This window comes from Vibrio sp. 10N.247.311.51 (assembly GCF_041467855.1).
Classification (GTDB): domain Bacteria; phylum Pseudomonadota; class Gammaproteobacteria; order Enterobacterales; family Vibrionaceae; genus Vibrio; species Vibrio coralliirubri.
This window is the reverse complement of the sequence record NZ_JBFSVK010000007.1, coordinates 50,275-76,873: the sequence shown is the minus strand read 5'-3', so window position 1 is coordinate 76,873 and position 26,599 is coordinate 50,275. Positions and strand designations below refer to the sequence as shown.

The 26,599-nt window shown below is 43.7% G+C and carries 28 protein-coding genes; 14 read left to right on the top strand and 14 right to left on the bottom strand.

Annotated elements, in window-relative coordinates:
* The first annotated feature begins 30 nt into the window (after positions 1–30).
* The 3 genes from AB6E85_RS08715 to dcuC all read left to right on the top strand — a co-directional run bounded on the left by AB6E85_RS08715 (position 31) and on the right by dcuC (position 3,064).
* A complete protein-coding gene (locus tag AB6E85_RS08715) occupies positions 31–735 on the top strand; it encodes a transcriptional regulator (RefSeq protein ID WP_372142273.1) in 705 nt (234 codons plus the stop codon).
* Positions 728–1,234: a hypothetical protein gene (locus tag AB6E85_RS08710; protein ID WP_372142271.1), complete on the top strand. Its 507-nt coding sequence runs from the start codon at positions 728–730 to the stop codon at positions 1,232–1,234. Before AB6E85_RS08715 ends, AB6E85_RS08710 begins: the two co-directional genes overlap by 8 nt.
* A 462-nt stretch (positions 1,235–1,696) precedes the next feature.
* A complete protein-coding gene (gene dcuC / locus AB6E85_RS08705) occupies positions 1,697–3,064 on the top strand; it encodes an anaerobic C4-dicarboxylate transporter DcuC (protein ID WP_029405584.1) in 1,368 nt (455 codons plus the stop codon).
* A 193-nt stretch (positions 3,065–3,257) separates the two neighbouring features.
* Here the strand turns inward: dcuC and AB6E85_RS08700 are convergent, their stop codons facing one another.
* Complete coding sequence (locus tag AB6E85_RS08700) at positions 3,258–3,890, bottom strand: response regulator (protein ID WP_008219279.1); 633 nt, start codon at positions 3,888–3,890, stop codon at positions 3,258–3,260.
* Positions 3,877–5,607 carry a nitrate/nitrite two-component system sensor histidine kinase NarQ gene (gene narQ / locus AB6E85_RS08695; RefSeq protein ID WP_048613535.1) on the bottom strand — a complete coding sequence of 577 codons (1,731 nt, stop codon included), beginning with the start codon at positions 5,605–5,607 and terminating at the stop codon, positions 3,877–3,879. Before narQ ends, AB6E85_RS08700 begins: the two co-directional genes overlap by 14 nt.
* Before the next feature lie 253 nt (positions 5,608–5,860).
* On the opposite strand from narQ, the gene napF reads away from it, so the two are divergent.
* The 6 genes from napF to AB6E85_RS08665 all read left to right on the top strand — a co-directional run bounded on the left by napF (position 5,861) and on the right by AB6E85_RS08665 (position 10,502).
* Positions 5,861–6,340 (top strand): ferredoxin-type protein NapF, encoded by a 480-nt coding sequence (gene napF / locus AB6E85_RS08690; RefSeq protein ID WP_372142269.1) that lies wholly within the window; start codon positions 5,861–5,863, stop codon positions 6,338–6,340.
* Positions 6,341–6,363: 23 nt separating this feature from the next.
* Entirely contained in the window at positions 6,364–6,669 is a 306-nt protein-coding gene (locus AB6E85_RS08685; RefSeq protein ID WP_019824440.1) for a chaperone NapD, read from the top strand.
* On the top strand, positions 6,666–9,155 hold the full coding sequence (napA, locus tag AB6E85_RS08680; RefSeq protein ID WP_172378946.1) for a periplasmic nitrate reductase subunit alpha: 2,490 nt from the start codon (positions 6,666–6,668) through the stop codon (positions 9,153–9,155). Before AB6E85_RS08685 ends, napA begins: the two co-directional genes overlap by 4 nt.
* Before the next feature lie 125 nt (positions 9,156–9,280).
* Complete coding sequence (locus AB6E85_RS08675) at positions 9,281–9,742, top strand: nitrate reductase cytochrome c-type subunit (RefSeq protein WP_017062614.1); 462 nt, start codon at positions 9,281–9,283, stop codon at positions 9,740–9,742.
* A gap of 29 nt (positions 9,743–9,771) precedes the next feature.
* Positions 9,772–10,353, top strand: coding sequence for a NapC/NirT family cytochrome c (locus AB6E85_RS08670; RefSeq protein WP_009845456.1), 582 nt, complete (start codon positions 9,772–9,774; stop codon positions 10,351–10,353).
* Positions 10,354–10,364: 11 nt separating this feature from the next.
* The gene (locus tag AB6E85_RS08665) at positions 10,365–10,502 is read left to right on the top strand and encodes a TIGR02808 family protein (RefSeq protein ID WP_065675419.1); all 138 of its coding nucleotides are present in this window, start codon (positions 10,365–10,367) and stop codon (positions 10,500–10,502) included.
* A gap of 127 nt (positions 10,503–10,629) precedes the next feature.
* On the opposite strand, the gene phaC is transcribed toward AB6E85_RS08665, so the two are convergent.
* The 5 genes from phaC to AB6E85_RS08640 form a co-directional block, all read right to left on the bottom strand.
* Positions 10,630–12,456, bottom strand: coding sequence for a class I poly(R)-hydroxyalkanoic acid synthase (phaC, locus tag AB6E85_RS08660; RefSeq protein WP_372142266.1), 1,827 nt, complete (start codon positions 12,454–12,456; stop codon positions 10,630–10,632).
* Positions 12,457–12,531: 75 nt separating this feature from the next.
* Positions 12,532–12,879, bottom strand: a complete 348-nt coding sequence (locus AB6E85_RS08655) for a phasin family protein (RefSeq protein WP_017062616.1) — start codon at positions 12,877–12,879, stop codon at positions 12,532–12,534.
* 130 nt (positions 12,880–13,009) lie between these two features.
* Positions 13,010–14,221 (bottom strand): acetyl-CoA C-acetyltransferase, encoded by a 1,212-nt coding sequence (locus AB6E85_RS08650; RefSeq protein WP_048606361.1) that lies wholly within the window; start codon positions 14,219–14,221, stop codon positions 13,010–13,012.
* Positions 14,222–14,247: 26 nt separating this feature from the next.
* The gene (locus AB6E85_RS08645; protein ID WP_048606360.1) at positions 14,248–14,988 is read right to left on the bottom strand and encodes an SDR family oxidoreductase; all 741 of its coding nucleotides are present in this window, start codon (positions 14,986–14,988) and stop codon (positions 14,248–14,250) included.
* Positions 14,989–15,574: 586 nt separating this feature from the next.
* Entirely contained in the window at positions 15,575–16,255 is a 681-nt protein-coding gene (locus tag AB6E85_RS08640; RefSeq protein WP_372142264.1) for an SH3 domain-containing protein, read from the bottom strand.
* A 96-nt stretch (positions 16,256–16,351) separates the two neighbouring features.
* Between AB6E85_RS08640 and AB6E85_RS08635 the strand changes: the two genes are divergently transcribed.
* Positions 16,352–16,927: a hypothetical protein gene (locus AB6E85_RS08635; RefSeq protein ID WP_372142263.1), complete on the top strand. Its 576-nt coding sequence runs from the start codon at positions 16,352–16,354 to the stop codon at positions 16,925–16,927.
* A gap of 269 nt (positions 16,928–17,196) precedes the next feature.
* Complete coding sequence (locus AB6E85_RS08630; protein ID WP_017062621.1) at positions 17,197–17,439, top strand: hypothetical protein; 243 nt, start codon at positions 17,197–17,199, stop codon at positions 17,437–17,439.
* A gap of 169 nt (positions 17,440–17,608) precedes the next feature.
* Here the strand turns inward: AB6E85_RS08630 and AB6E85_RS08625 are convergent, their stop codons facing one another.
* On the bottom strand, positions 17,609–18,067 hold the full coding sequence (locus tag AB6E85_RS08625) for an Lrp/AsnC family transcriptional regulator (protein WP_017062622.1): 459 nt from the start codon (positions 18,065–18,067) through the stop codon (positions 17,609–17,611).
* Between the two features lie 149 nt (positions 18,068–18,216).
* Between AB6E85_RS08625 and AB6E85_RS08620 the strand changes: the two genes are divergently transcribed.
* Both AB6E85_RS08620 and AB6E85_RS08615 read left to right on the top strand, forming a co-directional pair.
* Complete coding sequence (locus AB6E85_RS08620; RefSeq protein ID WP_372142385.1) at positions 18,217–19,146, top strand: DMT family transporter; 930 nt, start codon at positions 18,217–18,219, stop codon at positions 19,144–19,146.
* A gap of 158 nt (positions 19,147–19,304) precedes the next feature.
* A complete protein-coding gene (locus AB6E85_RS08615; protein ID WP_017062624.1) occupies positions 19,305–19,769 on the top strand; it encodes a hypothetical protein in 465 nt (154 codons plus the stop codon).
* A 49-nt stretch (positions 19,770–19,818) separates the two neighbouring features.
* On the opposite strand, the gene AB6E85_RS08610 is transcribed toward AB6E85_RS08615, so the two are convergent.
* The 6 genes from AB6E85_RS08610 to AB6E85_RS08585 form a co-directional block, all read right to left on the bottom strand.
* Positions 19,819–21,192 carry a sensor histidine kinase gene (locus AB6E85_RS08610; RefSeq protein ID WP_372142262.1) on the bottom strand — a complete coding sequence of 458 codons (1,374 nt, stop codon included), beginning with the start codon at positions 21,190–21,192 and terminating at the stop codon, positions 19,819–19,821.
* 66 nt (positions 21,193–21,258) lie between these two features.
* A complete protein-coding gene (locus tag AB6E85_RS08605; protein WP_248642492.1) occupies positions 21,259–21,990 on the bottom strand; it encodes a response regulator transcription factor in 732 nt (243 codons plus the stop codon).
* Positions 21,991–22,071: 81 nt separating this feature from the next.
* On the bottom strand, positions 22,072–22,752 hold the full coding sequence (locus AB6E85_RS08600) for a spondin domain-containing protein (protein WP_017062627.1): 681 nt from the start codon (positions 22,750–22,752) through the stop codon (positions 22,072–22,074).
* Between the two features lie 9 nt (positions 22,753–22,761).
* On the bottom strand, positions 22,762–23,445 hold the full coding sequence (locus AB6E85_RS08595) for a spondin domain-containing protein (RefSeq protein WP_048606346.1): 684 nt from the start codon (positions 23,443–23,445) through the stop codon (positions 22,762–22,764).
* The gene (locus tag AB6E85_RS08590) at positions 23,438–23,578 is read right to left on the bottom strand and encodes a hypothetical protein (RefSeq protein ID WP_170213724.1); all 141 of its coding nucleotides are present in this window, start codon (positions 23,576–23,578) and stop codon (positions 23,438–23,440) included. The genes AB6E85_RS08595 and AB6E85_RS08590 overlap by 8 nt, the downstream gene beginning before the upstream one ends.
* 267 nt (positions 23,579–23,845) lie before the next feature.
* Positions 23,846–24,187, bottom strand: a complete 342-nt coding sequence (locus AB6E85_RS08585) for a YggL family protein (RefSeq protein ID WP_048606344.1) — start codon at positions 24,185–24,187, stop codon at positions 23,846–23,848.
* Positions 24,188–24,441: 254 nt separating this feature from the next.
* Between AB6E85_RS08585 and AB6E85_RS08580 the strand changes: the two genes are divergently transcribed.
* Positions 24,442–26,469 carry a PhoX family phosphatase gene (locus tag AB6E85_RS08580; protein ID WP_372142261.1) on the top strand — a complete coding sequence of 676 codons (2,028 nt, stop codon included), beginning with the start codon at positions 24,442–24,444 and terminating at the stop codon, positions 26,467–26,469.
* Positions 26,470–26,599 lie beyond the last annotated feature (130 nt).

Genomic DNA, 26,599 nt, shown 5'->3' with positions numbered 1-26,599 from the left:
GTTAGAACGCTTATAACAATGAGAACCCAGATGTCTGCTGAATTTATTATCAATGATGATATACAGGTCAATTTAGAAGAGAGTGAAATCCATCACTTTAAGACGGGCCGTACCTACCCAATAGGTTCTAATGAATCAGAGCTACTTAAGTTTTTTATCTCGAGACCTAATGAGGTGATCACTCGCCAAGTTCTTATTGAACAGGTGTGGGTGTCTAAAGGTATATACGTTGAAGATGGCAGCCTAATGCAAACCATCTCGATTTGCCGAAAAGCGTTAGAAGATAAGAGTGGGATGATCATCGTCACTGAGCGCGGTAAAGGTTACCGATTTGCAGGACAAGTGACACAAGACAAAGAACGCGCACTGCGTAAAATTCAATCGCAACCAAAGCAAGAAACGACACAACCTGAAACCAACACTGCGCCTGAAAGCTCAACAACCGAGACAACGGCCGCTACGAAAAAAACAAACAGTCTATTAGCACTGGTTGCATTATTTGTAGTGGCTGCAGGTTTATCCCATTATTTGTTTTCTTATTTAGATAGAAATAGCCTAGGCGAAGATCTCGTGGGTCAGCATTTTATCTCATGTAAAATCGAATCCGATGAATTCACATTTAATGAGTTATTCAACGTAACGCTTTATGAATATAAGGGACGAAAAATCATCATCGATAATTCAGGAAAATCTCTGAGCTTCCCTGCCGGATTTAAAGGAGTGACTTGTGAATAATAAAACTAATACAGCAATTTTTGTGGTACTGCTTGGCGTATTAGTCGGCTGGCTTTCTACCTTTATTCCCAAGTCACATCTAGAAGGGCATTATTTAGCCAATACAGCGTCGATTATTAACCCGTCCAATAATATGATTCATAACCAGTCTGCTATTAACATCGAATTTAAGAAGAATGACAGTTATGACTTATTGTATGTATCGACTAAACAAGTCGGTTTTACGTCGTCGGGCTCTTACTCTGTCACTCAACACGACATCTCACTGGATGAGAACCAACACCAACAAATCATCCCGAATCGCGAGTTGTCGTTTTACGAAAAGGTGATGATAAGTGAAGGGTCTACCCTATCTTCTGACGCCATGCCTTACATTCCATTGAATAGAGAAGAGTTTTTACTCATTACTCGCTATGGGATGATTCATTTTTGTAAGAAGGTTATCTGTTCTGAGTTGCCAACGTATTCAAATGCCACTCCTGACGTTGATATAAACTAAACTCGCTCGCTATTTTTAAACCTAATTATATTTTAGTACCAGCTTGTGTTTTAGCGCTTACTTATGGGAAGTAAGTAGGCGTTAAACATAAGTAATCTTTAAATGTAAGTAAGCTTAAAAGCTAAGATTCCCACCTCTTTACTCCGATAAATACCCACTTCGTTACACTTCTCCTTCCAAAGTACAAAAAACACTCACGATTTATAAAACAACACCTCCATATGCAACTAGAACAATCAAAGGTGATCCAAGTTATATTCTAACGAGCCACAAAATTTGTTTATTAACATCTAAACAACAGTAGTTAATCACGATTTACAACCACAATTAACATCGAAAAAAATGTTTGTCTTAGATCATATCAACCTCAACTATGCCTCGTGCCACAGTGCAGTTTTCTGTACATTCATTGTCATATTCTGAAACACTTTCTTATATTTTTTAAACTTTGTGGAGATTTCTATGTTAGAGCTCTTGATCGGATTAGTGATTACTATTGCTGTTGGTTACTTTATTGTAAAAGGCTATAAAGCGGCGGGTGTATTACTAACTGCTGGCCTTGCCCTACTTCTTATCACCGGCCTTATTGGTCACACAGTCTTACCAGCTAAAATCGCTTCAACAGGTAACATGGTTACCGACTCACTAGAATTTGTTAAGTACATGCTTCAATACCGCGGGGGCGGCCTAGGCATGCAAATCATGCTTCTTTGTGGTTTTGCTTCTTACATGACGCACATTGGCGCTAACAACGTGGTAGTGAAGCAGTTCTCTAAACCACTTGCTGCGATCAAATCTCCCTATGTACTTCTTGTTGCGGCTTACATCGTAGCGTGTCTGATGTCTCTAGCAGTAAGTTCTGCAACGGGTCTTGGTGTGCTATTGATGGCAACCCTATTCCCAATGATGACGGCAATGGGTATTTCTCGCCCAGCGGCAGTTGCAGTTTGTGCATCACCTGCAGCCATCATTCTTTCACCAACCTCTGGTGATGTGGTTATCGCGGCAGAAAAGTCAGGCATGTCCCTTGATGTGTTTGCTGTTCAAACGGTACTACCTGTTTCTATCTGTGCAATCATCGTAATGGCGGGTGCGGCTTTCTTCTGGAACAAATACCTAGATAAGAAAGAAAACACACCAATGGAGAAAGTAGACGTTTCTGAAATTGAAACGACCGCACCGGCTTTCTACGCTGCACTTCCATTCTTACCTATCATCGGCGTTTTTCTATTCAACGGACGCACTATCCCTGGGCTTTCACTTGATATCTATACCATTGTGGTAGGTTCTATCTTCGTGGGTGCAGTTATTGATTACGTTGTTAAGAAGTTTGACGGCGAGAAAACACTAGAAGACCTAGATTCTTGCTACCAAGGTATGGCTGACGCGTTTAAAGGCGTGGTAATGCTGTTGGTTGCGGCAGGCGTATTTGCTCAAGGTCTAATGTCTATTGGTGCGATTGATAACTTAATTGGTCTTGCTGAATCGGCAGGCGCAGGCGGTATCGCATTGATGCTTATCCTGACGGGTCTAACGGTTGCTGCAGCTATCGCAACAGGTTCTGGTAACGCGCCTTTCTATGCATTCGTAGAACTGGCTCCATCATTAGCGGCGAAAATGGGCTTGAACCCAGCATTCTTAATCATCCCAATGCTTCAAGCATCTAACTTAGGCCGTACTATTTCACCAGTATCTGGTGTAATTGTAGCGACATCTGGTATGGGTAAAATCAGCCCATTTGAAGTCGTAAAACGTACTTCTGTACCGGTAATCTGTGGTCTTATTACCGTTATCTTCGGCACGCTTGTATTGGTTCCAATGGCAGCGTAAGCCTTAAGTTTCTAATCTCAAAGAACGAAGAACAAACGAACACCAATACTGATATAAAATGCGTAAACAAAAAGGCGCTGAACCTAATAAGTTCAGCGCCTTTTTTTAATATCATTTTCTCAACATCGTTAAAACTATCGAGACATGTATAAACAGTAAGGCTTGAAATAGTGTTATCTCAAAGGACCAAGCCCTACTTCATTTCACCATAGCGTTCTAGATACAGAACCGTGGCAGCGGTACGGGAAGGCACTTGTAGCTTTTTCAGTAGACTCTTCATATGTACCTTAACTGTCGATTCAGAAATAAACAGGTGATCAGCGATCTGCTTATTACGGTAACCTTTCGCGACTTCTTGAAGGATCTGCATTTCGCGTTCAGTCAGTTGGTCGAAGATATCATTGCGGCTACCAGCATCATTTAGGTAACGAGCAACCACACTGCTGTAAGCCTTGTCACCGCTGTGTGCTTGCTTAAGAAGTTCAATTAACTCATCGGGTTCTGTGTCTTTCAACAAGTAGCCATCAGCGCCCGCTTTTACAATCGCTTCAATGTCTGCAGGACTATCAGAAACCGTTAGAATAACGATATTAGCGCTTGAGCCATCAGTACGAAGTGCTTTCAGCGTATCAAGTCCAGACATGCCTTTCATATTAAGATCCAATAGGATCAAATCAGGTTCTTCTTCATGGGCAAGAGCGACTGCTTCAGTACCGTTACTTGCTTCTGCAATCACTTCGAATTCATCTTCAAAGCTCAGTAATTGGCTTATACCTCTGCGCATCAATGGATGATCATCAACCAGCATTACTTTACAAATCGTCAACTTTAACTTCCTTCAAACTTTTATATTTCAATATGACTGTACAGCCTTCACCTTGAGCCGCTTCAATCGTTAAGTCGCCATTCAGTCTTGCCGCACGCTCCTGCATAATGCTCATCCCGTAGTGGTTCGTCTTGGAACTACTTGAGTCAAAGCCATCTCCATTATCTTTAATCACGACTAATACTTCACCTTCCTCATCGATACAGCATACATCTATCAAGTCGGCATTGGCGTGTTTTATTGCGTTTATTGTTGCTTCACGAATCAATTGAAGCAAGTGAACTTGACTGTGTGCATCAAGCTCTATGGATGAAAGATTATTGGTGAGGTTAATCTTTGCATCTGTTCTTTCACTGAGCTCTTCAAGCATGGTGCTTAAAGCATCTCCGAAGTTGCCCTCTTTTATGGTCAACCTAAAGGTTGTGAGCAACTCTCGTAGTTGAGTATAGGCATCCGCTAAACCGTTGCCGATTTCCGACGCTATTTGTTCCGACTGCTCTCGGTGTTGTTGCTCTGGCAATTTGCCAATCACGCGCTTCAACAACGTTACTTGGATTTTCAAATATGACAGTGATTGAGCCAATGAATCGTGAAGTTCACGCGCAATCGTTGCACGTTCTTCCATTATAATAAGCTGTTCTGCTTTCTTCTGCGCGCGATTATAATAGATCGCTCGTGATAACAGTTGGATAAAGCTCTCAATCAGCGTCTTGGTTGAATGACCATGATGATATGAACAATATAAATAGCCCAAGATAAGTTCGTTATCATCCAACTTCATTTCAAACTTTTCATAATCCAAGTTCGAATCATACCCTTCGTCCATAATCAACGAACGACCCGAACTATCGGCAATCTCAAGCCTTAACGATTCTATCCCTTCGAGACTGACGAGGTGCTGCAGAATAGCTCGGAAGTTTTCAGGGGCGATACGTGTAACCGTAAGTTCTTGTGAAGAGTGATAAAGCGCCTGCAAAGATTGGTTGGCGTTTTGCAACTCGACCGTCTTAGCGTCGACAACAGACTCAAGGTTTCGATAGAGCACCCCCAAATCTTTGGCCATCGAGTTAAACGTCTTAGTCAGAATGCCGAGTTCATTGTTATTAGTGACTTTTAACTCTACCTCAAAGTCGCTGTTTTTGATCCGCTGACTGGCACCAACGAGCGCATGGAGTGGCTTAACAACTTGTTTACGTACAAAGTGAACAACAAAAAGAGATATGACCAGAATTCCACCAAGGCCGATACCACCAGCCCACGCTAACTTTATTAACTTGTCTTCAGAGAACTCTTGCAGCTTATAAACGAAGCCATCGATTTCAGCCACGAAGTTTTCAACCAACACGAGATAGTGATCGCGCTCTTCGCTATTCAAGACCTGTTTCAGCTCATGCCAACGGCCGATAATTAAATAGTAATCTTCTGTGATGTCTGTCGGAACATTCCAACTGACTAAATTGGTCATCGATGGCGAGTAAAGAGAACTTTCGAATTCACGAATATGGGATTCGTAATCGACGGATTCTATTTGAATATCATGGGCTAAACGGTAGCTTTGCATTCGCATTGAACCGGCCACGTTAACCGCTTCCGCATCATTCAAACTTGAAGCCAAAGTAAAGATGGCAAAGCCAGTCGTAGCAACCGACAACAGCAGTATAGAGAGCAAAGATTTTGCTATCGTACTTGTTACAGATGAAACCGGTTTTATAAGCAAAAGTGCCTTCCTATTGATAAATGACTTGCCAGCGATATCGTATTGTCACACATCAAAAATCATAGCTCCATTCAATATGTGATCACTCGCTCCGTAATTTATTGATCTAAGACAATATATGCCCCCAATTAGCCCTTAGGGGGTATTTATACAATTGTTTCTAAAACTACACTACTTATGAGGACTCATTACAAGATATTAATAGAATAATGACCTACAATTACAACATCTTAGCAACATCTATAGGTATCTAGTGGTAGATCTATCAAAACGCAGTCTTTTTTCGAGACGAAAAGTTGACTCAAGCCAGATTCGTTTGCCTTGGATTAACAGCCTAGAAAGCTTTACAGATGACTGTACTCGCTGCGGTAAATGCATCGAAAGTTGTGAGACTAAGATAATCATTGTAGGCGATGGTGGTTTTCCCACTGTCGATTTCTCTATTGATGAGTGTACGTTCTGCTATCAATGTGCAGATGTTTGTCCTGAACCCATTTTTAAGCCAAAGCAAGGAGAGCCTTGGCAAGCAAAAGCACATATCTCTGATAAGTGTTTAGCGCAACAAAATGTTGAATGCCGAAGCTGTGGTGACATGTGTGAACCTATGGCCATTCAATTTCAACTTAGAGCAGGCAGTGTTGCTCTACCAAAAATCAAGTTAGATGAGTGTAGCGGTTGTGGAGCCTGCGTAGCAGTTTGCCCTACTTCAGCTATTCTTGTGAGTAATGCATAAAACAAAAATAACGAGAGCAATTTATGGCACTAAATGAAGTGCATATATCAAGTTTAGTCGTGCATGTGAGCCCAGAGCATCTAGACGAGATCAAAGCACAAATCGAACAGTTCGATAATGCAGAGATTTACGGCAGTAGCCCTGAAGGCAAAATCATAGTGGTCCTAGAAACCGAAAACCAAGGTTTTGTAACGGATACCATCGAAGAAATTAATAATATTACGAACGTTTTAGGGACAGCTTTGGTTTATCACCAAATCGAAACTGGACTGGACGAAACGGATTTAGAAACTGGAAGCAACAATTCTCAACTTGAGGGTGAAGTATGAAAATGACAAGACGTGCGTTTGTGAAAGCAAACGCAGCTGCATCAGCGGCAGCCGTTGCAGGTGTAACTCTACCAGCAACAGCAACCAACCTGATTGCTAGCTCTGATCAAACAAAAATCACGTGGGATAAAGCGCCTTGTCGTTTTTGTGGTACGGGCTGTTCAGTACTGGTAGGTACTCAAAACGGTAAAGTGGTTGCGACTCAAGGCGACCCAGAAGCACCGGTAAACAAAGGCCTTAACTGTATCAAAGGCTACTTCCTTTCAAAAATTATGTACGGTAAAGACCGTCTTGAGACTCCTCTACTTCGTATGAAAGACGGTGAGTTCCATAAAGATGGTGATTTCGCACCGGTATCTTGGGACAAAGCGTTCGACGTAATGGCTGAGAAATGGAAAGCTTCACTGAAGAAGAACGGTCCAACAGGTGTTGGTATGTTCGGTTCAGGCCAGTGGACAGTAATGGAAGGCTACGCAGCCGTTAAGATGATGAAAGCGGGTTTCCGTTCTAACAACATCGATCCAAACGCTCGTCACTGTATGGCTTCAGCGGTAGGCGCATTCATGCGAACTTTCGGTATCGATGAGCCAATGGGTTGTTACGATGACTTTGAACACGCAGACGCATTCGTACTGTGGGGTTCAAACATGGCAGAAATGCACCCAGTACTATGGACTCGTATTACAGACCGTCGTCTAAGCCACCCACACGTTAAAGTAAACGTACTGTCTACTTACTACCACCGTTCTTTCGAGCTTGCAGACACGGGTTACATCTTCGAACCTCAATCAGATCTAGCAATTGCTAACTTCATTGCTAACTACATCATTCAAAACGATGCAGTTAACTGGGACTTCGTGAACAAACACACGAACTTCAAGCAAGCAACGACAGACATCGGTTACGGCCTTCGTGACGACGACCCTCTACAGAAAGCAGCAGCAAACCCTAACTCAGGTGAAATGACTGCTATCTCTTTCGAAGACTACAAAGCGTCTGTTGCTGAGTACACAGTTGAGAAAGCGTCTGAAATGTCAGGTGTATCTCAAGATGACCTTATCAAGTTGGCTAAGCAATATGCCGATCCAAACATCAAAGTAATGTCACTTTGGACTATGGGTATGAACCAACATACTCGTGGCGTATGGATGAACAGCCTTGTGTACAACATCCACCTTCTAACAGGTAAGATTTCTACTCCAGGTAACAGCCCATTCTCACTAACTGGCCAACCATCTGCGTGTGGTACAGCTCGTGAAGTTGGTACGTTCTCTCACCGTCTACCTGCCGATATGGTTGTTGCTAACCCTAAACACCGTAAGATTGCAGAAGACATCTGGAAACTTCCAGAAGGCACTATCCCTGCTAAACCAGGTGCTCACGCTGTTGTTCAAGACCGTATGCTTAAAGACGGTAAGATCAACGCTTACTGGGTAATGTGTAACAACAACATGCAAGCTGGTCCAAACATCAACACTGAACGTCTGCCAGGTTACCGTAACCCAGATAACTTCATTGTATGTTCTGACCCGTACCCAACGGCAACAGCTCAAGCGGCTGACCTTATCCTTCCAACAGCAATGTGGATCGAAAAAGAAGGTGCTTACGGTAACGCAGAGCGTCGTACACAAGCATGGTACCAACAAGTGAAAACCGTAGGTGAAGCTAAGTCTGACCTATGGCAAATCATGGAATTCTCTAAGCGCTTCACTATTGAAGAAGTTTGGGGTGAAGAACTGGTTGCGAAAATGCCTGAGTACCGCGGCAAAACCATGTACGACGTGCTTTACAAAAACGGTAACGTTGATGCATTCCCACTATCTGAAGCTCAAGAGCTTAACGACGATGCACAAGCTCAAGGTTTCTACGTTCAAAAAGGTCTATTCGAAGAATACGCAGCCTTTGGTCGCGGCCACGGTCATGATTTAGCACCATACGATCGCTACCACCAAGTTCGTGGTCTACGTTGGCCTGTTGTTGACGGTAAAGAGACACTATGGCGCTTTAAAGAAGGTTCAGATCCATACGCTAAGAAAGGTTCTGATTGGGACTTCTACGGCAAACCAGATGGTAAAGCACTGATCATCAATGCACCATACGAAGCGCCACCTGAAGTACCAAACGATGAATACGATATGTGGCTATGTACAGGTCGTGTTCTTGAGCACTGGCACACAGGTACTATGACTCGTCGTGTACCAGAACTTTACAAAGCAGTACCGGATGCACTTTGTTACATCCACCCTGCTGATGCTAAAGCTCGTGGTCTTCGCCGTGGTGATGAAGTTCTTATCGAAAACAAACGTGGTGAAGTACGCGTTCGTGTTGAAACTCGTGGTCGTAACCGTCCACCACAAGGCTTGGTATTCGTACCATTCTTTGATGCAAGAATTCTGATCAACAAGTTGATCTTGGATGCAACGGATCCTCTGTCTAAACAGACGGATTACAAGAAGTGTCCAGTTAAGATCACTAAGGTTTCTTAAGAGCCAAGCGCTTTTCGAACCTAGATACAAGATCTAACGTATTTAATATTGCGACTACTTTTTTCGTTACTTTTTGAAAGAAGTAGTCCACTCAAAGAATTAGCCTTTAGGCGGAGAAATTAACCATGAAAAAACTGATTACTGCCCTACTATCAGCTGGTCTTTTGCTAGCTGGTGCAGTTCAAGCTGAAGCTGAACTGGATAACCCAGGCGGCATTGGTGGCGTAGAATCTCTACGTGGTGCAAGTGAACTTGAAGCAACTCGCGCAGCAGATGACTTCAAAAAGTTCCCTCGTGACCAAGTACTTGAGAGTGACTACGTATACCAACCACCTCTAGTGCCTCATACTATTCGTAGCTATGAAGTTTCTCTTAACGCTAACAAGTGTCTTTCTTGCCACAGCTGGAAAAACGCAAAAGAAATGGGTGCTACTAAAGTGAGTGTAACTCACTACATGAACCGTGAAGATGCGGTACTTGCAGACGTATCACCTCGTCGTTACTTCTGTCTACAGTGTCACGTACCTCAAGCTAATGCTAAGCCACTAGTTGAGAACGAGTTCAAACCTGTAGATTCACTGCGTTAATCGTAGCCGGACTGTAAGAGAGGCTATATATGATAAAATTACTTAAAGCGTTTTGGAAAAGACTCGCGACACCAAGTAAAGCAGCCGTAGGCGTTGTTTTGTTCTTGGGTTTCTCGGGTGGTCTTTTGTTCTGGGGTGCATTCAACACGGGTATGGAGGCAACCAACACAGAAGAATTCTGTTCTGGCTGTCACGCACCTATCGTTGCTGAAATCCAAGAGACAATTCACTACTCTAACCGTTCTGGTGTTCGTGCTATCTGTTCAGACTGTCACGTACCTCATGAATGGACTGATAAAATTGTTCGTAAGGTTCAAGCATCTAAAGAGCTATACGCACACTTTATTGCGAAAACCATCAATACTGAAGAAAAGTTCAAAGCACGTCGTGCTCACCTAGCGGAACGCGAATGGGCTCGATTGAAAAAGAACGATTCACTTGAGTGTCGTAACTGTCACCAGTTCGATTACATGGACTTCTCAGAGCAGAGCCCTCGTAGTGCGAAACAACACTCGACTGCGCTAGCTTCTGGTGAAAAAACGTGTGTAGACTGTCACAAAGGTATTGCACACAAACTACCAGACATGCACGGCGTTGAAGGCTGGCAATAAGGAGCGATTGAATGAGTACTTTAGAAAGCGTAATTTGGCACATCCTAGGTTACAGCGCTATGCCAGTTATCATTCTTGGTGGCTTTGCAGGTGTTGCAGCCGTATCTCTTTGGCTTTTATCTATGACTAAAGACAAAGAAGTCGATTAGAAATCGAAATTGCTTCAACTTAGGCCAATTATCTTTGGGATGAGTTGATACTAAAAAGCCACTGAATTCAGTGGCTTTTTTATTATCTGACGTTGTGTATCTTTATTTTTGAATGTGACTTAACGCCCTAAGCTTCGTTTTCTGGCGCTTCTTTCTCTACGGTCTCTTTATCAACCTGCTCTTGATCGACAATCGGCAGCACCTGTTTTACATAGTTGCCTGGCGCTTTGCCTATCACTGGGTTAAGCTCTGAGCCTTGATTGAAAGGTTCGATTTTTTCGTCAGTTTCAAAACCTTGGAGCCACTGATTCCAGTGTGTCCACCAAGACCCCTCATTATGAGTCGCATTAGTTAGCCACTCATCCGCCGAGTCGTCTAGGTTGTCATTCAGCCAGAACCCGTACTTCTTCTTGTCTGGATGGTTAACAATACCCGCGATATGACCAGACTCGCCCAGTACGAACGTCTTGTTGCCACCGGTATTCAAAGCACCACGGTACGTCCCCTGCCACAAGGCAATATGGTCTTCTTTAGCTGAAATGAAGTAGCTTGGTATTTTGATCTTATTCAGATCAATCCAAACACCGCCCACTTTCACGCCTTTGTCTTGAACCAGTTTGTTCTCAAGGTAAAGCGAACGCAGCAAGAAGTTATGGCACTTAGCAGCTACGTTTGTGCTGTCACTGTTCCAGTACAGAAGATCAAACTCCATCGGGCTGCTGCCTTTGAGGTAGTTATCAATGTAGTAGTTCCAGTACAGGCTGTTTTCACGAAGCAAACTGAACGTCACACTCAACGAGCGACCATCCATATAGCCTTTGCCATCGTTCTGCTTCTCAATCGCGTTGATGATTGTCTCATTGATATACGCGCCCACCTCACCCGGCTGCGAGAAATCCAACAAGGTGGTAAAGAACGTCGCGGTTTTAATGCGTTTCTTCATACGCTTCGCAGCATAGTAAGCCACCGTAGAGGCCAGTACCGTACCACCGATACAGTAACCCGCGGCGTTGATCTGCTCTTTACCAGTAATGTCTTCAATCGAAGCAACCGCTTTAACCACGCCTTCCGTGACATAGTCACCGAATTCTTGATCTTTCTGCGCCTCGCCCGGATTACGCCAAGACATCATGAACACGCTGTGCCCTTGCTCAAGCAACCAGCGTACCATCGAGTTCTTCTCACGAAGGTCGAGAATGTAGTACTTGTTGATAAACGGCGGAACAATCAGCAAAGGCGTCGCATTGACCTGCGGTGTCTTTGGATAGTATTGAATGAGTTCAAACAGCTCGTTTTGAAAGACAACATCACCCTCGGTATTCGCAACATCCACACCCAATCGGAAGGCGTTATTGTTGGTCATGCGGATCTTGAGGATATCAGCACTCGCTTCAACGTCTGCTTGTAACTGCTCTAACCCATCGAGAAGGTTTTCACCATTTCGCTCAAGCGTCAGTTTCATCAACTCTGGATTCGTTGCAATAAAGTTACTTGGAGAAAGTGCATTGATTGCCTGACGAGAAAAGAACGCCACTCGCTCTTTGGTTTTTTCGTCAATACCTTCGATCGAGTTGATGGTGTCGATATAGCTTTTACTGAACAACAAATAGGATTGTTTGATAAAGCTGTAGAACGGGTCGTTTTTCCACGCTTCATCAATAAAGCGCTTGTCGCTGCGGTCTTCTGAGATAACACTCTCGGTGTTGCCCATCAGCGCGGCATTCTGCCAGATCTTAAGTTGCTGTTCCCACCATTGAGATTGTAACTGAAGCAGAACGGCGGGTTGGTTGGCGGCTTGCTCGAAGATTTTTGATGCATCATCAAAGTTCAATTCTTGCATCGCTTGGTTTAGGGGAGATTGCGCGGCTTCCTTGTTTTGTTCAAAGCTTTCCCACCATTGCTGGTTCGTTTGTTGAAGTTTAACAAGGTAGTCCGAAAAGAAGTGTTGAAACATAACATGACTCCAATAATCGGAAAATCGCCACCGAGCCTCACAGTAAACACTGCGCTAACTCGATGGCGATTAAATTTATGCAGGTGTAACTGTTTTCAAGTTTTCAGTTGTTAGTGTTTCAACATCTTCTTTAAACTCTTTTGCAGCAGCTTGCATTTTTGAGCTATCACTCATCATCTGTTGAGACAGTTGAGTTAGCGCTGCTAGTTGCTGGCTGTTGAACGCCGTTAGGCTAGTCACGTCTTTGATTTCAGTCACTGCTTTCATTTGTGCAAGACCCATGTTCGTGTAAGTCTGCATTGCATTCATTTGCAGTTCAGTCATCGTTTGAACGTTCTTTGCAACCAACTTGTTGAACTTTAAGTACGGTTCAAATTGCTTTTCAGTTTGGTCAGTAATTGTTTTGAAAATATCCGTGTACATAAGTAACTCCTGATGAATACATAGTTTAATAAATTTGTGTCACTATCGTTTCAGCCAACGCTCATCGATTAACTCACGATGCTTTGAAAAGCTGATCCGATATTTAAGCTTGCTACCGATATATCAGGCTCTAACCTTCAATACCTTTTAGCAAAACAGCGGTTCCCATTCCTCCACCCACACAGAGTGAAGCAACGCCATAAGTCGTTTTCTGTTCAAGCATTTCATGGATGAGTGAAACAATAATTCGATTGCCTGACGCACCTAAAGGATGGCCAAGTGCGATTGCACCACCATTCACATTGACCTTTGGCTTGAACTCATCAAGCGGTAAGTCATGCTGCTCTGACAATTGATACATTACGCCAAGAGCTTGTGCTGCAAACGCTTCATTCAATTCAAACAAATCTACTTCTTCTAGAGTGAGATTCGCCTTATCAAGCGTTTTAGAAACGGCTTCTACTGGGCCTAAACCCATAATCTTTGGATCTAATCCAGACTGTGCGTAGCTCGTTAGCTCTACCAGTGGTGTCAGTCCGTATTTCGCTACTGCACTCTCTGAGGCTAAGATAATTGCACTCGCACCATCATTGATGCCCGAAGCATTACCCGCCGTGACAGACCCTTCACGGTCAAAAGCTGGACGAAGCTTTTGCAGACCTTCGAATGTCGCGTCTGACTTCGGATACTCATCGGTATCAAAAGTGACGGTTTGTCTGCGCTGCTTAACTTCTACAGGCACGATTTGCTCGTTAAATTTACCCGCCTCAATCGCAGCAACGGCTTTTTGTTGGCTCTCTAAGGCATAGTTATCTTGAGCTAGGCGCGAAATATTCAACGTGTTCGCAATATTTTCAGCGGTCATGCCCATGTGGTAGTGATTAAACGCATCGGTTAAGCCATCACCAACCAGTAAGTCTTTCATCGAGATGTCACCCATTTTGTGACCATTACGAACGCTCGCTGGTACCACAAAAGGAATTTGTGACATCACTTCAACGCCAGCAGCAATAACCACTTCAGCATCTTGTGCTTTGATGTGCGCCGCTGCGTCCATCACTGATTTCATGCCGCTTCCGCAAATCATGTTCACACCGTATGCTGGTGTTTCTTCAGGAAGCCCTGCATAGATGGAAGCCTGACGAGCAACCCCCATGCCTTGACCTGCCGAAATCACGTTGCCGACGATCACTTCATCAATCGCATCTAACGAAAGAGCGACAGACTCAAGTGCACCTTTGATCGCAACACCAGCCAGTTCGCCCGCAGATACGTTTTTTAGCGACCCGGTAAATGCACCAATAGGAGTGCGCTTAGCCGCAACAATAAATACTTTTTCCATCATTCCAATCCCTTCAGTTTCGCCAATTAGTGCATGTACAAGCCGCCATTCACAGACAGAGTCTCGCCTGTAATGTAAGCACCTGAATCACTCGCTAAAAAGCCCACTGCATCTGCAATCTCAACAGGTGTAGCCAAGCGTTTCATTGGGATTTGATTCTTGATTGAATCCAGTACTTCAGGCTTCATTTGCTCAACCATAGGTGTTGCAGTGTAGCCAGGGGCAATCACGTTCACTGTTACGCCGCTACGAGCGCCTTCTGCAGCCAAGGCTTTAGAGAAACCAATCATTCCCGCTTTAGCCGCGGAGTAGTTGGTTTGTCCGAATTGACCTTTAAGACCATTTACTGAAGATATATTGATGACTCGACAGTTACCCTTTTCACACATAGGAGCGAACAGAGGTTGAGTCACGTTGAACAAACTGTTTAAATTCGTTTCGATAACCTCTTTCCACGCTTCGGCATCCATCTTTTTAAAGACGCTATCACGTGTAATACCTGCGTTATTGACCAACACATCCACCGTGCCTTCTTCTTCTAACAACTTGCTTAAGCTCAGCGCACATTCCGCAGTATTGGTAACATCTAATTCAAACAATCTCACTTGATCTTCGGTGAATTGTTTTTCGTTAAACCAATCCAATGCACATTGGTAGTTTCCAGTAAAATAAGTCGCGATAACACGATAGCCGTCTGCAACTAATTTAGAGGAAATTGCTGATCCGATACCGCCTTTTGACCCTGTAATTAAAGCAAGTTTTTTCATTAATGGTTCCATCCCTTACAAGCAATTAAATAACAATGGTGTTAATAAGATAATGTCTTATTTGATAATTAAACTTTACGTTTTGCTTTAATTAAACCCTACATCTCAAAATCAAAAAGTATTATTACAAATACAAAATATTTTGATGTTATGACTCAAAACTTGACTTACATCTCAAAACCCATGAAATGTTATGAGCATGTAAACAGGGGTAAGCCACTGATATTAATCGGCTTTATTTAATTTCAATTATATCATCAAGCCGATAAGCCATTGTTTACCATAAATAAAATGATGTTCGCTAACTTATTTCAAGAATAATGCAACATTGGAAAATTAAATAATTGATGGTGCAAATAATAATCAGACCATTATTTCTTATTAATAAATCTATCGAAGTTAACCTATATCGATTTCAATATAATTTAGTGCTTAAATTCATAGTAACTAACCGTTTGATTAGGGTAAAAAAAACAAATGGGCAATAAAAAAGCCCACTCTCACAGAGAGTAGGCTTTCGGTCTAAATCAATAAATAGAAAGGTTAATCGCTATTAATACATCTAATATTAATAACGGAGTGGATCTTACTTAGTAAATATTTCATTTGTATTTACATCCAAATAAATTTTATTTTCAAGAGATAAACCACCGCAATAGATAAAATAGACATCTCGGTCACTGTACTTCACCGATTTCACCCAACCGCCTAATTCTTCGAAATCACTTGGCGCACATTCGCCATCAGAGATCAGCTTCGCGACCGTATTACGAAACTTCTCTTGATGGATCTTAAGGTCATCGGATTTAACCAAGTAAGAGTCCAGTATTTCTTTATTTTCTTTCTCAGAAATGATCACTTCGTCATTCGACAAGCCAGACATCGAAACCCATTCAGCAGTCTGTGGACCACCTTCTTTTAAGACGATGTAATCTGAGATACGAGCCCATTCGCCTTGTTTCTCTAATACTTCGACTTTTTCACCTTTGTAGAGATAATCTGTTATCAGCCCATCAATTTCAGGTTGCTCTACCACTTCAAGCTTTCTATCCAAAACGTAAAATTCCGTCTGTTCTGGTTCAGGCTGAAGATCCATAATGGATACAAGGTCAGATTCTGACTGCTGAGTAACTTCTACAGCTGGCTCTTCCATTTTCTCTGGTGGAATTGGGTCTTTATTCATGACCAAGAAGTAATACGCAGCTCCTCCTCCGCCCAATATTAACAACACAAGTAAAGCGATCAGCGCTTTTTTCATCAAATCCACCAGCTCTTCCGTTTTAGGTATCTTTCAAGTGTACATCAACTCATGCTGCTGCTCATCTATACTCTCTACAGAGAACGCGGTAAGTAGAGGAAAGTCATGAGTTTTTGGGTGAAGGTTATCATTGTGTGTGTACCTTTGAGTGCTAATGTCGTGCTAGCAAACCAATGTAGCAGTGAAAACTGGCAATTACTGCTGGATCGCCAGCTCTCATTTGAAGGACGTTACAACCAATACACCAAAGAATTCAACCAAGTTCTCTCAACCTACAAATCACAAACGCTGTTATCCAAACATTTCACCAAAAAGCAGATCATTGAGCTTTGGGCAAAGTACGAACAAAGATTTAATGTACAGCTCAATAGTCATATGGATACCGCTTACGATGTCTCTGAGGTTCTATTAAAACAGGCATACGTTGTGTCTACCGAGTTAGATGGAGCTGAGTCTCTCACACATTCTTGGCAAGCCGTCGCTAAACATTGTGCTAGAGCAAAACTACCGAGACAAACAGAAAGTGCGCAAGTGCACGTACAAAGCTCACAATCACTCTCCCGAGATCTCCATACACTGAGTGAAAAATTCCGTCAGCTGTCTTCAAAATACCGCAGAGAAGCGACGATGATTGATGAAGCGCGCCACATAAACCAACCGGTAAACGATGCATCAAACTGAAATCACCATTAGATTCTCTCACTCGTTCGACTGGACTTTTCCGATAAATATGCTTAATCCCATTCATAATATTCTAAGAACTCGTTAATCAAAGCTTTATCAATAGGTTGTAAAAGTAATGTGCTATCTATCAACAATGAAGTTCAATTTCCAACCAATGCAAGCGAGTATGTGAGATATTCATCACAAAATAGATTTACAAACGCCAGAAAATTGTTATCATGAATATTCATATAACTTAATAACAAGAAACATTTTGGCTAGGTAATATGCAAAAAACTATGGCTTTCAACTGCTTGAGTAACACGGAATGGACTGCAGAGATAAGAGGTAAACTTTTATCTGTAGCTAAACACATGGAAGAGTTCGGTTCAGTAAGTGAGCTAGAGCTATGTAAGATATTTGGAGAGACAATTTGGAATGACGGTGTGGATTATCATTCACATGCTTTTTCATTCAGAATTAATGCACAAACTGGGGATTGTTCAATCTCTAACTTTAAGTATCACTAAGTTTTGCACCTATCATATACGGAGTACCTTTCACGAGGTGCTCCGTTTTTTATTGCCTGAAGCCTGACACTTAATGGATGATTTTTGATATTGACCAAGCTTCTACTTTAAGGTCAAACCATTTCGTTTTCAGCTCATTCTGCCTTCGTATTGCTGCTCAGAGTTTGGCTTAATCGGTATAAATTGGCAGTGGTGCATTGCCTTTTACTTGTCTTATCGCAAGGTGGGTATGAATATCTTTCACGTTAGAGAGCCTTTGAAGTTTTCTTGTAAATGCTTCATAGGCCATCAGGTTCGGGCTAACCACTTCTAGCAGATAATCATAAGCCCCAGATACGACGTGGCAACTGATCACCTCCTCCATTTCTACAACAGCCGCCTCAAACTTATCAATCGACACTTCTTGGTGGTTGTTTAGGCTCACCTCAACAAACACACTCATTGCGATGCCGACTTGTTCTCGTGACAAGCTCACGCGATAACCGTCGATAATGCCCTTTTCTTCTAGCCTTTTGACTCGTCTTGCACAAGGCGAAGGTGATAAGCCCACTTCATCAGCAAGTTCAGCCGTGGTTAACCTGCCATCTTTTTGTAGCAGTTCGAGAAGATGTCTATCAATTCTATCCATAGCAAATGCCAAACATTAGTTAAATCCGTTAATTATTTGGTCAATGTTAGCAGAAATCATCAATGATAGTTCAAGTTAGGCCAAAACTTGCCAACCTGTGGCACACCAACTGCTCCATAATGAGTCATCACCCACTCTCCTTCTATATTATGAATCTTGGCTACTTATCTATTACTGTCACCCTACTCATTTGGGCGAGCTTTTTCCTGTCTCTTAAAGGCGGTGCAAATTCAGATTTAACACCTGCCGATATCGCTCTCACAAGATTTCTCATACCTGCTTTGGTGTTATTGCCTTTGATGTGGAAAGCACGCAGCGCAATTGCCGTCGTCCCTAAACGGTATCTAACGGGTATGTTTGTAGGTAGCGGATTGCCTTATCTGCTTGTTGCCGGAACGGCCATGCAGTTTGTTCCGGTATCTCATGGCAGTGCTCTTGTTCCGGGCACGCTTCCTCTGTTCGTTACAGGAATTGCGGTACTCTTTTTTAAGCAGCCACTCAGCCGGCATCGTGTTGTTGGTTTAGGTTTGGTTTTGCTCGGCATACTGTTGTTTTTAGGGAGTAGCTTAAGCAGCTTCAACTTCGAATACACCAAAGGTCATTTGTTGTTTTTATGCGGAAGCTTAATGTGGGCGATGTTCACCATCTCAGCCCGTGTCGCTAATCTTAATGCGTTAGTCAGTGCCGGTTTTATTTCTCTCTGTTCTACTTTGCTTTTACTCGTCCTAATCCTGACTGGAACCCTCCCAAGCCACCTAATGGACACACCAATCGCTAATTGGCCCTTCACAGAGCTTGCCATTCATTCAGCAGTACAAGGCGTTGGGGCGGGTTTAATCGCGGCGTTCACTTACCTTTATGCGGTTAATACCTTAGGGGCTGAACGCTCTGCCGCTTTTGGCAGTGCAACACCCGCAGTGGCGACCTTGTTGGCGATCCCACTATTCAACGAGATTCCGGATACGATGACTTGGCTCGCCCTTGGTTCTATTTGCATCGGCAGTTTGGTCGCGAGCAACATATTCATGAGAAACGACCAGTCGATGCAGTACCAACCGCCAAGCCATAGCAAAGCCTGATACTGGGTTCAAACCTAAATACAGTTCCCCTAAGCGTCGATTTTAGGGCTTGTAGTACACAGATAAGCCTACAAACGTAGGCTTATCTAAAATCTGCTTTTTCTAAACTCGCTTCTCCATTAAACTGTCCGACCTTTTTGCAGATCCAAGAGAACACCATGCAACGCGACTACACCTTAAATTGCTTAATTACCATGCCTCGCCATGAACTAGAAGAATTTAGTTTAAGAATGATTCATCGCCTTGTTCCTGAAGATGCAATGACGGAATTATTTACGTTCGAGCAAGAAGAAGTCACCAGCGAAGAACGCATGCAATCAGCGAAATTTGACGCAATGCTTCGAATGACCGCTATCGCGCTTGGTGAAGTGAACCTAGCCTTCTCAGAGTCAGATAACTCGCAACAGAACATCGAGCGTATGACTCGCCTACTGCTTTGGCACTTCTACTCGATCTCTTTCAACCTTGAAGAAGCAATCGCAATCGAAGTGCACTGTGAGAAAGTTGAGAAGATCTTAAAGAACGCACCTAAAGATGCGTTTGGCTGGGTTAAAGAATTAACTGAGCTGCTTCACTTCTACGCGAAAGTGAACGAAGGCAACGAAGACAGTAAAGACGCTTAGCGTTAGTTCTACGTAAGAACACATCAAGCTAAACCGAAGGCAGACAGAGCTATACCGAAGGCAAGTAAAAGCTTTGCTGAAAGGAGTTCTCTGCCTTTGTTGTTTCTAGCACGCTGTGATGTAACATCAGTATCGACTGCGCGATTTTAGTGCCGATACCTAACGAACCATTCGGCGCTTCCTGTTCAACCTCATTATGAATCACCACCTTCACCCGTTTTGAATCCGCTTCAAAATCAACATCTAACGACACCACGGTGCCACTTGGGCTATGCCTCAATGCATTATCTAACAGATTCAAAATCAACCTCTCAAGCAGATCACTGTCACCCACAGCCTTGATTCCATTAGGCATATTAACGTTCAACTCAACATTTTTATGGCGATATTGGCTTTGTATCGTTTCTAAGCATTCGCTCATCATCCCATTGAAATCGATTGAAGCGTATTGATATGTGGGTACCGGGTTATCATTCTTGGCGCTATCTAACAGCGAATAGAGCTGTTCAGACAACTTGTTGCCGTTACGGTAAGCAACGTCAATTAACGGGTCTGATTGCGGGTTTTGAATCTTCCACGTTTCCAGATAACCCAACACACTCGACAATGGCGTTTTCAAATCATGACTGAGTTGCAATAAGCTTTGTCTGCGGTGTGATGACTGATATTCAAGTTGCAAAAATTGCTGTTGAATGTGCTTCGCCATCAATTGGTACGAGCGTGCAATCGGCACCAATTCTGGTACTTGATGAATGAAGTTCGGATCCAATCGAAAATCTTGCTCTGCTTGTTGTTGCAGCTTGTTGGTTACTGCTTCTATTGGGTTTAACAGGCTACGTTTGACCAACAGATAAGCCCCAACCGCAAAACCTAAGATAGAGATCAGCATAAGCCCCGCTAGCGCGATGTATGGCGTGTCGACCTGCGAATTGGCAATCACGGTGTGGCGATTACTGCCAATCAAAACATACAGATACCCAACGGTCGAACCTAGCTCTTCAATCGCTGCCACGGAGAAAACCTTGCGAGCCCCCGGATTGATCGGATCTTCCCCCAGAATGGGATAAGGCTCGTCGTTTAAAAACTGTTGAATGGGTGCTAAGTCTATCTGGTTCGCTAACACAGTGCCTTCTGGCGCAGCATGAGTCGTAATCTTGCCCTGACTATCGAGGAAATAGATATCGAAATCTGGCCCTATCAACATCAAGGTGTGGAAAATGGATTTGAGTGCTTTCGGGTTGTAGTCGGTACCAATCATCAGAGGATTATCGTCGCGCATATGAACGGCGAGCTCTTTGTGTAGGCTCTGCTTAGTTCTTTGCTCTATAGTCTCTTTTTGCCAATGATAGGTGTAAGCAATCACCACACTCACGAGCAGAAACCACAAACTGGTGAACAACACTAAACGCGATTTGAAACTCATGTTCTCTCCTCGATGGCTCGTAGGTCTTACTGGCTTTTTAGTAAACTTAGGGCGCGACACATAGACCTAAGCTTTCGACTCAAACTTATAGCCAACGCCCCAAACGGTTTTAATGAAATCATCATCACTATTCGGCATCGCAAGCTTGGTTCTTAGACGGTTGACCGTGCTGCACACAGTATGGTGGTAGCCAGAGTGATGAGTATTCCAAACGTGATCGAGCAGCTCGTCTTTGCTATACACACGCCCCGGGCGGGTTGCTAAGAAGTGAAGTAAGGTAAACTCGGTAGCAGTAAGCGGTACATCTCGGTTATCGAGTGAAACCTGATGGCGTTCAGGTTGAATAGTGAGCCCACCAAAATTCATAATTGATTCTGTTGTCACAACCTCTTGAGTGGCTGATTCGACATGACTTAAACGGCGAAGTACGTTCCTCACTCTTGCTTGAAATTCAAGAACGCTGAAAGGTTTCGTTATGTAGTCATCAACACCGGCTTCTAAGCCTGACACCTTATCTAACTCTGCGTCTCTTGCGGTTAGCATGAGTACTGGCGTCCAATCCTCTTGCTGACGCAACATTCGACAGAAATCGAGTCCGTCACCGTCTGGTAAGCCACGATCCAGTACGATCAAATCGAAATGACCCTCTTTATAGAGCGCCTGAGCCTTTTCAATCACATTGGTTCTGATTACGTCATGCCCTTGGAACTTAAGATGCATCTGCACCAGTTCAGCCAAGTCATCATCGTCTTCAACCAACAATATGTTTGCCATCAAATTTACCGCAGCATTATTCATGATCCCTGCTCTATTCTGAGTCTGCCCACCTTTCAATTGACCGGAACAGAGCAGGAATTCTTTCATCTTGCTTTCAACCTGTTACTCAGTTCGAGTAATGGTGATTCTTGCACCGGGGTTAAGGAAACGATGATTTGCACTTAAAGTAGAAGTCGTAAGGCCGTCATCTTGGCTGATTACGCCAGAGTGGAAACTCACTACATCGGTGTCGTCTCGTGTGGTATTAAAACCTTCACCACCGCCTGCTGGTCCCGGAATGGTTGCAGCAAGCTCATCGTTCAACTCAGTTCCCGAATCCCAAACATTCATGTTCATGGTAAAGGTATCGCCCACCGCTAAGGACTTGAGTGATAAACCGGATTCGCCAACAAACGCATCATTGGTGTTCACCAACATTGAAGCGACAGAGATATACCCTTCTTGATTTGGGTCGACACGAATAGAGACCGTGTCTTGCTCACCTGAAAGAATCAGCCCATTGCCTGAGATGCCTTGATAAACATTGGCGTCACTGTCACTAAGCGCAAGCAATTGTGCATTACTGCCACCTTCCGCCAAGTATTCAAGATCGACAGAGGCACTTTGCCCAACTTCGAACAGGTCAAAGTTCGTATTGTGAGTTAACACCGCGAGTGGTGACATTGGTTGATTGGGGGTGAGGTTAGTAACACTCACATCATAGCGATAGTAATCGTCGTCATCGTCCGGACAACCCGCTAACACAGCTACTGATGCAGCGATAAATAGAATTCTAGCTTTCATACATCCCCCTTACTTCACAACAATGGTGATAGTTGCAACAGGGTTTAACCAACGATGGCTGCTGCTATCGAGGTCACTGATGCCACCCGCCGCATCACTATCACCAATGTTACCTGGGTGAATATGAACCTTAGCGTTTGATACTGCCGTTTCTACACCTGTGCCACCAGCGCCAAAGGTAATGAATGGAGGGTTCGGCATACTGCCCGCCAGCTCATCATTGGCTTCGGTGCCTGCGTCATAACCATTTAGAGTCGCTTTGTAGGTGCCCGCTTGAGTTGGGATTTTCCAGCTATCTAGACCAACAAAGCCGTCGTTGGTCGGCAGCAACATGGCACCCAATGATAGGTACTCTAAATCACCAGTACTGATATCAAACGTAGTTGCGACGCCCGGATTTAGAATTCCGGCGGCCGGGTTCTCAACCACCACGCCTCCCGCGTTGGCAATGACACCAGATAAACCTGAAATATCGCCACCTTCGGCCATGGACTCTAGTTCCGCAGAAGCCGTTTCACCCGTTCTAAACATGAATAGGCTTGAGTCATGAGCCGCCGCTAAGATAGGCGTAAAGTAGATCCCTTTCGTTGCATTAGTGACAGTGATTTCAAGCTCAGCAGCCTGAACTTGAGCCGCTCCGAAGGCCAGCATAGCCGAGCTGATCACTAAGCTGATTTGAGTACGTTTATTCATTTTGATTCCATCCTTTATCGAGTCCTATCGTTGCCAACAAAACGAATAACAGCGATATACCGTTACCTTTGCCAGAACGAACTGTGGTGTTGTTGACTCTAAGAATGGCGATCAAATCTATCAGCAACTTCATTGAATTCTCATAAAAGTCTCACAAGTTTATCCAAACTTATTACTGCAAATAAAAATAGCGATAAAATCGCTAATATTTAAGCGAAAAATATCAATTTATTATTTACGTAAGAAGGGATAGAAAAGAAGGTAAAGAATAGAAATGGAACGAATAAAACGCAAAAAGGCCGAATCGATTTAACGATTCAGCCTTTATTCTAGCGTACTGTTGTTACTCTTTCCCAAGCCGTATTTGGCCTTTCAATCGAGCTAACAACACAACATCAAATTAGAACGCGTAGTTTGCGTCAATCAGTTCGCTAACTTCCACTTTGCTTACTTCAGCACGAGCTTCAAGCCATTGAGCAACTTGCAGTTGTTCTGCTTCTGTTACTGAACGGTAGCGCTCAATTGAGCATAAGAAACCTTCAAACAGCTCAAGGCCGCCGCCACCAAAGCACAGACCGATGCTGTCGATGAAATCAATGAACTCGTCAATGAACACATCGTATTGGTCAAAATCAGCAATCGAAGTCTTGCAGCTTACTTCAAAACCCAGAATCGCGAATTCACCTAGGTATAGCTTTTTGCGTAGGCGGCGATTTTTGTTTTCGATTTTATCTAATTTCATAACTGTCTCTCTTTTCGTTTGATAAAGCATTTATACACAGTTCCACATCAATCCCCAAGAGTTTTGTATTACACAAGGGTGTTAATGGCAAAAATCGTGCTACAGAAACAAAACCTTAATCAAATCTATAAAAATCTGTCACTTAACTGCTTCACGATTAGTCACACATTGACCCAACTTATTAACCAATTAGTTAGTAGGTGGGTAAGTCATGAATAACGAATAATAAAATCAGCCAATAGGAAGCAGTAGAGATGAGCAAGGAAACATTTGATAGCACTCGTTTTAATAAGAGTAAAAACAAACCCTTCGAAGAAGTTTTAGATGCGAACCTTTCAAGAAGAAATGTTCTCAAAGGCGGTTTAGGCATCAGTGCAATGACTGCATTTGGCGCTTTTGGTTTAGCAGGCCACAGCACAGCGCACGCGGCGACAGCATCATCTAGCGCACCGCAAAAAAGCACTGCTACACTTGCATTCGAACCGGTTAAAGGCTCACTGACAGACAGTGTCGTTGTGCCAAAAGGCTATACAGCACAAGTATTGGTTCCTTGGGGTACTCCACTTAACAAGCAAGGCAATGCTTGGTTAAAAGACGGAACCAACAACGCACAAGATCAAGCAAACTCACTGGGCATGCACCACGACGGCATGCACTTCTTCCCGCTTAATGGCAACAGCAACGATGGTTTGTTGGTGATTAACCACGAATACATCGACCAAAAAGCACTGCACGCTAATGGTCCTACATACGATGAAGGCAACCGCCCTAGCCTTGATGAAGTACGTAAAGAGATCAACGCGCACGGCGTCAGTGTGGTTCGTGTAAAACTTGAAGGCAACCAATGGGTGATGGTCGATAACGATCCACTTAACCGCCGCTACACGGGCGCGACCGTAATGGATCTATCTGGTCCTGTTGCTCATAGTGAATTTACCAAAACCAAATTCTCACAAGACGGCAGCCAAGCTCGTGGCACGTTGAACAACTGTGGTAATGGCTACACGCCATGGGGCACTTACCTAACGTGTGAAGAAAACTGGCCGGGTTATTTCGTTAATAAAGGCGAGACAACACCAGCCCAAGAACGTATTGGTATCGCTACCGACAAAACACGTTACGGTTGGGACACGCTTTCAGGTAACAAACAAGAACGCTTAGACGAATTTGCTCGCTTTGACGTAACACCAACAGGTGAGTCAGCAATGGACGATTACCGTAACGAAGCACACGGTCACGGCTACATAGTTGAAATCGACCCATACACAGCAAACTCTCGCGCTAAAAAACGTTCTGCACTGGGTTGTTTCCGTCACGAAGGCTGTACGTTTGGTAAGTTGTCCGAAGGCGAGCCAATCGTATTCTACTCTGGTCACGATTCTCGCTTTGAATACCTTTACAAATTCGTTTCTGAAGAGAAATGGGACCCGCGTGACGCAGACCCAAGCAATCGTCTAAGTGCGGGCGACAAGTACATGGACAAAGGCACACTGTATGTGGCTAAGTTCAACGATGACGGTTCAGGTACTTGGCTACCACTAACGTTGGGCAGCAAGACTACAAACGGCGGCAAGCTAGGTGATTCATTTGATTCTCAAGCAGCACTTATCATCAATACAGCAGGCGCTGCCGATCTTGTTGGTGCAACGCCAATGGATCGCCCTGAATGGTGCTCTGTTGACCCAATGACAGGTACGGCTTACCTAACGCTTACTAATAACAACAAGCGTAAAGAAGCGAACTCTGCGAACCCTCGCGTAGACAACAAGTTCGGCCATGTTATCCGTTGGGATGAAGGCAAAACGGCAGGCGAGTTCGATTGGGATATCTTCGTATTTGGCTCACCAGCAGTGGAAGATGAGTCTATTAATCGCTCTGGTCTAACAGACATGAACCAGTTCGCGAGTCCTGACGGCTTAGCGTTTGATGCTCGTGGTATTTTATGGATTCAGACAGATAACGGCGCAGATGAAGTAACTGGCTACACCAATGACCAAATGTTGGCAGTGGTTCCATCTCAGTTAACGGATGACAATGGCAACAGCGCGGTGATTGATGCAAACAACCAAGCACAGCTTAAACGCTTCTTTGTGGGTCCAAACGGTTGTGAAGTAACTGGCTTTACTATTAGCCCAGATTTCAAATCACTGTTTGTGAACATTCAACACCCAGCAAACTGGCCATCGTCAGAAGATGCAACGGCTCAGACTCAGGGCAACGTTCGCCCAAGAGCATCTACGGTTGTGATTCGTCGTGAAGACGGCGGTGAAATCGCGGTTTAAATATACAACGCAGGCTAAGATCAGAAACGTTTCTGTTATCTAGTTTCTGTTCGCTAGCTAAGTAAAATGAAAAAGAGCGATAAGGCCAAATGCCCTATCGCTCTTTTTATATTCTATGCATTCTTCGGTT